The organism is Collimonas arenae (genome assembly GCF_000786695.1).
Taxonomy (GTDB): Bacteria; Pseudomonadota; Gammaproteobacteria; order Burkholderiales; family Burkholderiaceae_D; genus Collimonas; species Collimonas arenae_A.
This window is the reverse complement of sequence record NZ_CP009962.1, coordinates 1,496,309-1,507,714: the sequence shown is the minus strand read 5'-3', so window position 1 is coordinate 1,507,714 and position 11,406 is coordinate 1,496,309. Positions and strand designations below refer to the sequence as shown.

The following is an 11,406-nucleotide window of genomic DNA, read 5'->3' as shown; positions in this document are numbered from 1 at the left end:
GAATGGACGCGCAGCGCAGGATCCTGCGTCGCGCGTTCTGTCAGTGTATGCAGCTGCGAAACCTTACTTGCTGCTGATCTGCGCCTGCGTATAGAAGCCGTCGCTGACCAGCAGGTTGACGTTGGCGCTGGTCAGCGTGGTTGGTTTGAGCAGAATGGTGTCGACCTTCTTGGCGCCGTTTTCATACTGGGCGTTGTAGACAGGTTTTTCGTTGCGGGCCAGCTGCACCGACAATTTTGCCGCCTCCGAAGCAATCAGCTTGAGCGGCTTGTAGACAGTCATGGATTGCGTCCCGGCGATCACGCGCTTGACTGCCGCGAGGTCGGCATCCTGTCCAGAGACAGGCACTTTGCCGGCCATTTTTTGCGAGGCCAGCGCCTGGATCGCACCGCCGGCGGTGCCGTCGTTGGAAGCAACGATAGCGTCGATCTTGTTGTTGTTTGCAGTCAAGGCGTTTTCAACGATGGACAAAGCTTCTGTCGCGCTCCAGTCCTTGACCCATTGCTGGCCGACGATCTTGATATCGCCCTTGTCGATCGACGGCTTGAGCACTTTCATCTGGCCTTCGCGCAGCATCTTGGCGTTATTGTCGGTGGGCGAGCCGCCGAGCAGATAGTAATTGCCTTTAGGCGCGGCCTTGAGCACGCCCTCGGCCTGCATCTCGCCGACTTTTTCATTGTCGAAAGATATGTAGGCGTCGATATCGGCATTGAGAATCAGGCGGTCGTACGAGACCACCTTGATGCCGGCTTTCTTTGCTTCCTTGATGGTGTTGCTCAGCACGGTAGCGTTGAACGGTACGATCACAATGACATCGACGCCGCGTGAAATCAGGTTTTCTATCTGTGAAATCTGCCGTTGCTCGCTGGCGTCGGCCGATTGTACGAACACTTTGGCGCCCAGCTTGTCGGCAGCGGCGATGAAGAAATCGCGGTCACGGGCCCAGCGCTCGACCCGCAGGTCGTCGATCGAAAAGCCGATCTTGGGATTCTTGGCGTCAGCCATCGCGGCCGAACTGGTGAGTGAAAACACGGCTACCGACATCAACGCCAACACGCTCTTTTTCATGATTTTGTTCATTACATGGTCTCCAATCATTCGTTTTTAGTTAACTTCGTATAGTGCTGCCAGGTGGACTACGGGTGCTACGGATTGCGATCAACTTCTCATGCTGTAAATCAAACTGAAAATCAAGCTGAAAACACAGGCAGCAACTGCTGGTACAACAACGCAAATTTCTCTCTACGCCGTACGAACTGCGCATGACGCTGGAGATTGGGGTCATACGCGGCGATCTGTTGCGGCACTGGACAGATTTCATTCAGGGAAGCGCCATCGCCGCTGTCGGCGGCCACGCCAATCCGTGCCAGCCGCGCCGCGCCCAGCGCCGGGCCGACATCGCCGCCTTGTCGCCGCACCAGCCGCCGGCCGCTTATATCTGCCAGCATCTGCGCCCAGAAAGCGCTGCGTGAACCACCGCCGATGAGCGTGATTTCTTCAGCGGTAACGCCGCAACTGTCAACCGCATCTATCCCTTGGCTAAGGCCGAATCCAACGCCTTCCAGCGTCGCCAGCGCCAGGTCGGCGCGTGTGGTGCCGGCGCGCATGCCGAAAAACACGCCCTGCGCGTTAGGATTATTGTGCGGCGTGCGCTCGCCGTTCAGGTAAGGCAGGAACAGGGGCGCATCGATGGCGATATCTCCTGCGCCGCGCTGCTCGGCATCTGCCAGCAGCGCTGCAACGTCGGCATAGCCGGTCAGTTGAGCGCTGAATTCAAGACAGGCAGCGGCCGACAACATGACCGACATCAAATGCCAGGTTGCAGGCAAGGCATGACAGAAACTATGGACGGCGCGTTCAGGATTGGCGTGAAAGCCATCGCAGGCAGCGAAATACACACCCGACGTACCTAGTGAAAGCATGGCTTGCCCTGGCTGAACGATACCGACACCGACCGCGCCGGCTGCGTTGTCGCCGGCGCCGGCGACTACCGGTATCTGCCGCAATCCCCAGCGCTGGGCCAATTCCGCCTTGAGTACGCCGGTGATTTGCTGGCCTTCGTACAGTGCGGGCATATGGGCGCGACTGAGACCGGTTGCCCACAGCAACTCTTCGTTCCAGTCACGCTTGCCAACGTCCAGCCACATGGTGCCTGCGGCGTCCGACATGTCGCTGGCGTAGTCGTCGGTAAGCTGGTAGCGCAGCCAGTCCTTAGGCAACAGCACCTTGGCGATCTGTTCGAATAACTGCGATTCATGCACCGACAGCCACAACAGCTTGGGTGCGGTAAAGCCGGGCATCATCAGGTTGCCGGTAATCTGCCTGGCAGCCGGCACACGTCGTTCCAACTCGGCGCATTCGGCAAACGAACGGCCGTCGTTCCATAGAATCGCAGGTCGCAAGACACGGCCTGCGCGATCCAATACTGTAGCGCCATGCATCTGGCCGGTAAGGCCGATGGCCTCGATCGCATCGGCGGCAATTCCCTGCTCTTTTGCCGCCAGCAGCAACGCCGCCACGGCCTGCTCGCAAGCCACCCACCAGTCCGCCGGATCCTGTTCGCGCCACAAGATGTTTTGCGGCGCTTGCCGCAACAGCGATAAGGGCTGGCTGGCGCTTGCCAGCACCCGGTCCTGACGGTCCAGCAGGATTGCCTTGAGGCCGGATGTGCCTAGATCAATGCCGATGAACATGATCAGCCGAAAATGGCGCGGTTGACCAGGTTTTCCAGCATTTCCTGGCGGCCGCTAACGGCCTGCGGATTGAGTTGTTTGGCAAAGGCGTGTTCGGCGATCTCGCTCAGGCTCAGTTTTCCGCTCAGCATTTCCTGTCCAAAAGCGCTGTCCCATCCGGCGTAGCGCTCAGCCTTGAATTTTTCCAGCAGGTCGTTTTCGATCATGCCTGCGGCGCGTTCCAGCGACAGCGCCAGCACATCCATGGCGCCGACGTGGCCGTGGAACAGATCGACTTCGTCCAGGCTCTGGCGACGTACCTTGGAGTCGAAGTTATAGCCACCGTTGTTGAAGCCGCCCGCCTTCAGGATTTCATAAGTGGCCAGGGTCAGTTCTTCGACACTGTTGGGAAACTGGTCGGTATCCCAGCCGTTCTGCGGATCGCCGCGATTGGCGTCGATGCTGCCGAGGATGCCGAGCGATGCCGCGGTGGCGATTTCGTGGTGGAAGCTATGACCGGCCAGGGTTGCATGATTGGCTTCGATATTCACCTTGATCTCGCGTTCCAGGCCGTACTGCTTGAGGAAGCCGTACACCGTAGCGCTGTCGTAATCGTATTGGTGCTTGGTCGGCTCCTGCGGCTTGGGTTCAATCAGCAATGTGCCTTTGAAGCCGATCTTGTGCTTGTGCTCAACCACCAGGCTCATAAAGCGGCCCAGCTGTTCGCGTTCGCGTTTGAGATCGGTGTTGAGCAGCGTTTCATACCCTTCGCGGCCGCCCCACAACACATAGTTGGCGCCGCCAAGGCGCTGGGTTGCATTCATCGCGGTGAACACCTGCGCCGCGGCATAGGCAAACAATTCCGGATTGGGATTGCTGGCAGCGCCGGAAGCGAAGCGTGGATTGCTGAAGCAGTTGGCGGTGCCCCACAGCAGCCGGACGCCGGTCTGTTCTTGCTTGCGTTCCAGCACATCCAGCATCTGTGCAAAATTGTTACGGTATTCCGCCAGGCTGGCGCCTTCCGGCGCGACATCGGTATCGTGGAATGTGTAGTAGTCGATGCCTAGCTTTGTGAAAAATTCGAAGGCGGCGTCAGCTTTCTTGTGCGCCATTTCCATCGCATTGCCGCCTTCATGCCAAGGGCGGCGGAAAGTGCCGGCGCCAAATACGTCGGAGCCGGGCCAGACGAAGCTGTGCCAGTAACAGGCCGCCATGCGCAAGTGCTGGCGCATCGGCTTGCCCAGCACTAGCTTGTTGGCGTCGTAATGGCGAAAAGCCAACGGCGTTTGTGCTTGCTTTCCCTCAAACATGATAGGTGCAACGGCAGGGAAATAGCTCATCGGTAGTCTCCAGTCAGATAGTGGCGCGGGCTCCGCTGCTAAGGCAGGGTCTCGCTGTGGTGGTGTGGCGCCATACTAGCAACCGGCCCGAGCGCTTCACAATTACGAAATCCACCAAGCGCGATAGCGATTCTTTCTATTGCAGGTGCACAAAACGGCGATTGGACTGACGCTGTGGGCCGTGCTCGGTACAATCAGGGCAAGCGGGCCGTTAGCCAAAGAAGGAAGCATGCCAGTAACAAATTGACAAGCACAGCGAGATGACTGGACCCACGCTTGCAATAGTCAAGAAACGCCAGGAGAAAGCAGGATGACAAAAATACCCGCCGTGCACCGTATCGCCCTGCTGTTCAACGGCAACAAGATTTTCGACCGCGACATCATTGCCGGCATCGGCGAGTACCTGAGCAGCACGCGCGCTTCGTGGGATCTGTTCCTGGAAGAAGATTTCCGCTGCCGCCTGCAAGGCATAGAGCGCTGGCAGGGCCATGGCATCATCGCCGACTTCGACGATCCGGCCGCTTGCGAAGCATTGGCGCGGGTCAGCCTGCCGGTGGTGGCGGTGGGCGGATCGTATGCCGATGAGAGCGACTATCCACCGGATACGCCCTATGTCGCGACCGATAATTTCAAGCTGGTCAAGCTGGCCTACGATCATTTGATTGAAGCCGGCTTGCGCCGTTTTGCCTGCTTCAGCCTGCCGGAAGCGACGGTCAACCGCTGGGCCCAGGAACGCGAGAAGGCCTTCACCACGCTGATGCAGCGCGACGGCATGCAGGGCGAGATCTATCGCGGCGTCGGCACCAGCGCGCCGTCTTGGGATACCGCCGTGGAACAGCAGATTGCCTGGCTGCAGACGCTACCCAAGCCGGTCGGCATCATCGCCGTCAGCGATGCCCGTGCGCGCCAGTTGCTGCAGGCTTGCCTGTGCGCCGGCATCGCGGTGCCGGAACAGGTGGCGCTGATCGGCATCGACAACGATCCGCTGGCGCGCATCCTGACCCGTGTACCGCTCAGTTCGGTGATCCAGGGCACGCGGGAAATGGGCCGCAGCGCCGCCCACCTGCTGCACCAGATGCTGCATGGCGCACGGCTGGCCGGCACGCGCATCCTGGTGCCGCCGGCCGGCATCAACGTGTTGGCGTCGAGCCGCCATGAAGCGCTCAATCATCCGCATGTGATGCAAGCCATGCATTTCATCCGCCAGTACGCCTGCCAGGGCATCAAGACGGAACAAGTGGCCGATTATGTCGGCGTCTCGCGCTCATCGCTGGAGTGGTATTTCCGCCGTGAGCTGGGGCGCAGCGTGCATGACGAAATCTTGCGTTTCAAGCTGGACGCCGCCAAGCGCATGCTGGCGAATCATCAGGACAATCAGGACAACCAGCCTGACGATAAACAGGAGGCGCGCAGCATCGCCGAAATCGCCGTCAGCTGCGGCTTTACCTCGGTGCAGTACATGCATGCTGTGTTCAAGCGCGAACTGGCTTGCACCCCGCGTGAATACCAGGACCGGATGACTGCCGCCAAGCACACAGACGACACAGACAACACAGAAAAGAACCACACCATATGACCCACGCTTCGATCACCAGCACCGCCGCCGACCACGGCGTCACTCTCTACACCCTGCGCAACGCTCATGACATGCGGGTCACCATCAGCGACCGCGGCGCCACGCTGGTCTCTTGGTGGGCGCCAGACCGTTACGGCCGCGTGGCCGACATCCTGCTGGGTTATCCGGACTGCGAGGGCTACCAAAGCAACCCGCCCTACTTCGGCGGCCTGATCGGGCGCTGGGGTAACCGCATCGCCAACGGCCGCTTTACGCTGGATGGCGCCGACTATCTGGTCGACCGCAACGAAGGAAATAATCATTTGCACGGCGGCGACGCCGGGTTTCATCTCGCGCCCTGGCGGGCCAGCGTCGAGCCGGAAGGTTTACGGCTGACGCTGGAATCGGCGGAAGGCGATGCCGGTTATCCCGGCAACGTCCAGGTATCGGTGTTGTATAGCCTGGACGACGACGGCCGCCTCAGTATCGACTACAGCGCCAGCAGCGATGCGCCGACGCCGCTTAACCTGACCTCGCATGGCTACTTCAACCTGAACGGCGGCAGCGCCGATATCTACGACCACATCCTGGCTATCGCTGCCGATCAGTATCTGCAGATCGATACCCAGTTGATTCCGATCGATGCCGCCACAGTCGCCGGCAGCGCCTTCGATTTCCGCCAGCCGGCACCTATCGGGCCGCGCCTGGCCTGGCCCGATCTACAACTTAAGGTGGCTGGCGGCTTCGACCATTGCTATTGCTTGCGCCCGCAACATCCAGGCCTGCCTGTGCCGGGCCAGATCCGCAATGCGCAACCCTTGAGAGAGGTGGCGACAGTCTACGATCCTGGTTCCGGTCGCCTGCTGTCGGTATCTACGACCGAGAATGGCTTGCAGTTCTATAGCGGAAATTTCCTGGCGGGAGTACAGGGCCGGGGCGCTGGCGCCTATGCGAAACATGACGGCTTTTGCCTGGAAGCGCAGGCTTATCCCAACCAGATCAACGGCCCCGACGCGGAGGCGGTGATACTGCGACCGGGCCAGCTGTATCGCCAAACCACGACGTACCAGCTGACGGTGCGATAATCGTCGTCCGCGCTAATGAACCAACTGAACCAACTGTATCGGCCTGTGTCTCATCAGCGTCGGAAAATCGGCAGCAGCGGATTGCCCTTGATAAGAGCGGGATTGACGGTCATGCGCTAAACTATTGCCGGATTACTATCGAATATCAGATTAACAACCCTCTTTCCTGCAAGGGCTGACGCCAAACCGCTGCTAACGTTTTAGTTTTCGTCTTTCAAACACACAGGCATCATCAATCAGGACCTCAAGATCATTCATGCGCCCCCTCTTACGACATCTTTTTGCTTCCGCCCTGCTTGTCACCGCCAGCCACGCGGTCATGGCGCAAACCCCTAAAACCGTCTTCCTGGAAGACCTGACATGGACTGAGCTGCGCGACCAGGTCCAGGCCGGCAAGAGCACCATCATCATCCCTATCGGCGGCACCGAGCAAAGCGGCCCGGATGTCGCGGTCGGCAAGCACAATGCGCGGGTCAAGGTACTATCGCAACGCATCGCCGAAGGACTCGGCAATGCTCTGGTGGCGCCGGTCATCGCCTATGTGCCGGAGGGCGGCTATGCGCCGCCGACATCGCACATGCGTTTTCCCGGCACCATCACGGTGAGCGACGATGTGTTTGAAAAGACGCTAGTGTCCGCCGCCAACAGCTTCAAGATCCATGGTTTCAATAATGTGGTTTTCCTGGGCGATCACGGCGGCTACCAGAATGACGTCAAACTGGTCGTGGCGCAGCTGAACAAAGCCTGGTCGGGCTCGTCTGCGCGCGCCTTCGTGCCGCCGGAATATTATGACGCCAGCTCCGACGGCTACGCCAAAATCCTGCGCCAGCGCGGCATCCGCGACGACGAGATCGGCACGCATGCAGGCCTGGCGGATACTTCGCTGCAACTGGCGGTAGCGCCGCAGATGGTACGCCAGGAACGCTTGAAGAATGCGCCGAAACTCGGCCTGGCGGATGGCGTCTACGGTGGCGATCCGCGCCGCTCTAGCGCAGAACTCGGCCAGCTCGGCATCGATGCGATCATCTCGCGCACCATCGCCGCGATCAAAAAAGATACTGCAGGACGCTGATGCATTTGCATCTTGCCGCCTTCATTCATTACGCTCCACTTAATAAAAGGAACAGTCATGCAATTCCAGTCTCATCACCGGTCTAAATTCTTGCGCAATCGCCTGTCGCGCATGGCCCTGGCCGTCGGCATCGCCGGCGCCTGTTGCGCCGGCATTGTCTCTGCCGCGCCAGCGACGCCAGCAACGTCAGCAACGTCAGCTATCACCACTGTGGCCGGCATGCCGCCGGTGGTCAATCCCGCCAACCTTTACAGCGAAGCTGCCGCCGGCCATTTCAGCCCAGCCGTGGCGGGTGCATTGCAGCGCGTGTACGTACCGAACCTGCGTTCGAATGAAGTGTATGTGATCGATCCGGCGACGCTCAAGGTGGTCGACAAATACAAGGTCGGCTACAGCCCGCAACACGTGGTGCCGTCCTGGGATCTGAAAACCCTGTGGGTGGCGAATAACGCCGAAGGCCGGCCCGACGGCAGCCTGACGCCAATCGATCCGAAGACCGGCAAGCCGGGCAAGGAAGTGATGGTCGACGATCCTTACAATATGTACTTCACGCCCGACGGCAAGGAAGCCATCGTCGTGGTTGAAGCGCATGCGCGGCTGGATTTCCGCGATGCGCATACCATGACGCTGAAATCGAGCATTGAAGTACCGCAATGCAAAGGGATCAACCATGCGGACTTCTCGATAGACGGCAAGTATGCGCTGTTCACCTGCGAGTTCGAAGGCAGCCTGGCCAAGATCGACATGGTCAACCGCAAGGTGGTCGGTTATCTGCAACTGGCCAAGAAAGGCATGCCGCAGGATATCCGCATTTCGCCGGACGGCAAGGTGTTCTATGTCGCCGACATGATGGCTGACGGCGTGTACGTGGTGGATGGCGAAAGCTTCACCAAGATCGATTTCATCAAAACCGGCATCGGCACCCACGGCCTGTATCCAAGCCGTGACGGCAGCAAGCTGTATGTCGCCAATCGCGGCTCCAACAAGGTGCACGGCCCGCGTCGCGGCAAAGGCAGCGTGTCGGTGATCGATTTTGCTACGCGCAAGGTGCTGAACACCTGGCCTATCCCTGGCGGCGGTAGTCCGGACATGGGCAATGTCAGCGCCGACGGCAAGATGCTGTGGTTGTCGGGGCGCTTTGACGATGTCGTCTACGCCATCGACACTACCAGCGGCGAAGTCAAATCGATCCCGGTCGGCATGGAGCCGCATGGCCTCACCGTCTGGCCGCAACCGGGCCGCTATTCGCTGGGGCATACCGGCAACATGCGTTAAACGTCCGCAGTGCAAGCCGGCGCGCCATGACGGTGCGCCGGCACTCCCGCCCCTTTCCGCCTCTCCGCAAGACCTGCCTCATACCACCCGTCCCGCAGCTCGATATCCTGGTTTATTGTCAGGCAAGTCAACCTGCTTGCGCTAATTCGCGTTTATTCCACTTGCAGCCGCAAAATTATCAGCGGAGACGTCGAATTTCAAAAAAACAGCGGAAAGCAACATTCTATGGAAATTCAGAAAGCACGCGACTGGGTCGACTTTCTCCTTAAATCCGTAACGATCATTGCCATTATTGCCGGTGGCGCGTGGGCTGTTTACCAGTTTACAGTGATTGGCAGCACCGATACCAATATCCAGGTACTGGTGTCGGCCGAGACACAAGCGTATTCAGATACGCAAAGCTTGCTGGTGATTCATGTCAAGCCGAAGAACATCGGGAAAGTAATGGTCAGGCCGGGTCAAGACGGTTTGCTGGTCACTGTCAGGAAGATTCCTGGCGACGCCAAGGACGGCATCATGCGGCTGGACGCCTTGCCGCTGACGTATAGCACCGATCTCTTGAAACGCTATCTGGACGGTTACGAGATAGAGCCGGGGGCCGAGTACGATGAAATCCTGACCATCGTCGTGCCCAAGGGTTCCATGTATGCCGTCAGGGCCGAGCTTGATCTCGGCAACGAAGATGAAGTCGACCACACCACCGTGGTGCGCGCCGAACCCACCGGCAACGGCGTCAAATAAAGCCGTCTCAACTAAAGTCGAGACGATAAAAATCCGTCATTTCATGCTTGGGATTCGGCCCCATCCGATACCAGCCGAGTCGCTCATAAGCCTTTAGCGCGCGCAGATTGGTTTTGCTGGCGGCTAGTACGGCGCCACTGCAGCCGACATTGATCAAGGTGTCTTCGACGAAGCGATGCAACTGGTCGAAGACGCCGATCCCGCGGTATTCCGGGATCAGATAAAACAGCTGCACATAACCCAGCTTTTCCCATTCTGAGAAGCCGCGGAATTCCAGCTGGCCGACGATACGCCCGGCGTGCCAAACGTGGAAGTAGAACCAGTCGGCATCATCCTTGCGCTGTTCCATCTTATCGCGATAGATGCTCCCATCTGCGCCGGCTTCCTGCCAGAACTCCTTGTCGGAGCCGAAACTGCAGACGAAGGAATCCAGCCTGAATTTCAGCGCCCGCTCGAAATGACCGTTCAGGTCGATTTTCTTATAATGGATATCCATGGGTTTCGGCTTTCTGTGGCCAGATCTTGAACCAGCCATGGCAACAGATTACCCCTGGCTGCGGATTCGGTAAAGAGTAAGGCTCAGAAGAACGGATCGGGAATATGGCCGGTCGACCGGTAGGCATGCCGCATCTGGCTCCTGGTCAACGCTTCATCGATCATTGCTCTGACGAGCACGAAATCCTGCCATCGTCCCAGCGCCACGTAGTGGATATCGTCCAGTCTCCTGAACACCAGCCCCAGGATCTCCTTGAAATCATTGGCCTTGCGCACTTTCCCGGCAAGGGCGACCACCTTCGACGCCAGATGCGCGTGCATGGCGGCGGCGCTGGCGCCGCGCAGATACGCCACCCTTGCAATGGTCTCCGCCACCTTGCCATGGAATGCCAGGTTGCCGTTGATCGGCGAAAATAATCCCTTGACGAAAAATGTCGCCGACTGCTGCAAAGCCTCGCTGCGTGCGTGATCGAAGGCTTCGGAAAATCGGCATTTGACAGCGGATCCGCAAAAAAAGACATTCTGGTCAGCCGAGCTCAGCACCGCCAGCACAAAGGGCAACCGGTCATCCGTGGTGTAGTAGGAAATGTAATAACCGTTGTCCAGGTATTCCGTCGCATCCAGCTGCACCAGCGGCCGTTCTGCGTACCACATCGACAGCAATACATGCTGTTCCACCAGTTCCAGGGCGGCGTGCTCGACGGCGGTCGTGAGATCGCGATGCAGCCCGAGGCCACTGGCGGCTGCTTCCGTATCTTTTTCTTTCAACAATAATTGTTGCGCAAAATAAGGGCCAGCCTGGCCCTGGCGAAACAGATAGTGCCCCATGAAACCGCCGGCAATTTGCTTTTCGCTGAATAGTGAGTGCGCTGCCAGCATTCTTTCGAGTATTTCGCAGCACGAGACAAACACGGCGGCATCCATGTCGTTCCTTGCCGAATGCCCGAAATAGGCATGTTCTTCATGGCCGAAGCTGGTGAACCTGACGGCGCTTTCCACACAATGCAATTGCATATCAAGAGGATGCGGGAAGGAGGTGCTGTGCACAGGTATGCCGAAGAACTCATGTTGCAGGACTTCAAAGCGGGATTCGGTCAACTCAGGCAGCATATTATTCGATGACTCCCGAATCGTTCAGCAATTTCCATGCGGGCGCGCCGCATGAGGCCGA

At 58.7% G+C, this 11,406-nt stretch carries 10 protein-coding genes; 5 read left to right on the top strand and 5 right to left on the bottom strand.

The genetic code is table 11. From position 1 onward, the window contains the following. Positions 1-63 precede the first annotated feature (63 nt). From xylF to xylA, 3 genes are all read right to left on the bottom strand, one after another. Complete coding sequence (xylF, locus tag LT85_RS06805) at positions 64-1,044, bottom strand: D-xylose ABC transporter substrate-binding protein (RefSeq protein ID WP_437177292.1); 981 nt, start codon at positions 1,042-1,044, stop codon at positions 64-66. A 146-nt stretch (positions 1,045-1,190) separates the two neighbouring features. Next, a complete protein-coding gene (gene xylB / locus LT85_RS06800) occupies positions 1,191-2,693 on the bottom strand; it encodes a xylulokinase (RefSeq protein WP_038486865.1) in 1,503 nt (500 codons plus the stop codon). Positions 2,694-2,695: 2 nt separating this feature from the next. Continuing rightward, positions 2,696-4,012 carry a xylose isomerase gene (gene xylA, locus LT85_RS06795; protein WP_038486862.1) on the bottom strand — a complete coding sequence of 439 codons (1,317 nt, stop codon included), beginning with the start codon at positions 4,010-4,012 and terminating at the stop codon, positions 2,696-2,698. Between the two features lie 310 nt (positions 4,013-4,322). Between xylA and LT85_RS06790 the strand changes: the two genes are divergently transcribed. From LT85_RS06790 to LT85_RS06770, 5 genes are all read left to right on the top strand, one after another. Then, the gene (locus LT85_RS06790) at positions 4,323-5,588 is read left to right on the top strand and encodes a XylR family transcriptional regulator (RefSeq protein ID WP_052134779.1); all 1,266 of its coding nucleotides are present in this window, start codon (positions 4,323-4,325) and stop codon (positions 5,586-5,588) included. After that, positions 5,585-6,652, top strand: coding sequence for an aldose epimerase family protein (locus tag LT85_RS06785; RefSeq protein ID WP_038486857.1), 1,068 nt, complete (start codon positions 5,585-5,587; stop codon positions 6,650-6,652). Before LT85_RS06790 ends, LT85_RS06785 begins: the two co-directional genes overlap by 4 nt. 256 nt (positions 6,653-6,908) lie before the next feature. Further along, the gene (locus LT85_RS06780; RefSeq protein ID WP_038486854.1) at positions 6,909-7,724 is read left to right on the top strand and encodes a creatininase family protein; all 816 of its coding nucleotides are present in this window, start codon (positions 6,909-6,911) and stop codon (positions 7,722-7,724) included. A gap of 57 nt (positions 7,725-7,781) precedes the next feature. Beyond that, the gene (locus LT85_RS06775) at positions 7,782-8,999 is read left to right on the top strand and encodes a YncE family protein (RefSeq protein ID WP_081992120.1); all 1,218 of its coding nucleotides are present in this window, start codon (positions 7,782-7,784) and stop codon (positions 8,997-8,999) included. Between the two features lie 225 nt (positions 9,000-9,224). After that, positions 9,225-9,740, top strand: coding sequence for a hypothetical protein (locus LT85_RS06770; RefSeq protein ID WP_038486851.1), 516 nt, complete (start codon positions 9,225-9,227; stop codon positions 9,738-9,740). Between the two features lie 7 nt (positions 9,741-9,747). Here the strand turns inward: LT85_RS06770 and LT85_RS06765 are convergent, their stop codons facing one another. After that, positions 9,748-10,236: a GNAT family N-acetyltransferase gene (locus LT85_RS06765; RefSeq protein ID WP_038486849.1), complete on the bottom strand. Its 489-nt coding sequence runs from the start codon at positions 10,234-10,236 to the stop codon at positions 9,748-9,750. 83 nt (positions 10,237-10,319) lie between these two features. Further along, positions 10,320-11,345, bottom strand: coding sequence for a YcaO-like family protein (locus LT85_RS06760; protein WP_038486847.1), 1,026 nt, complete (start codon positions 11,343-11,345; stop codon positions 10,320-10,322). Between the last annotated feature and the right edge of the window lie 61 nt (positions 11,346-11,406).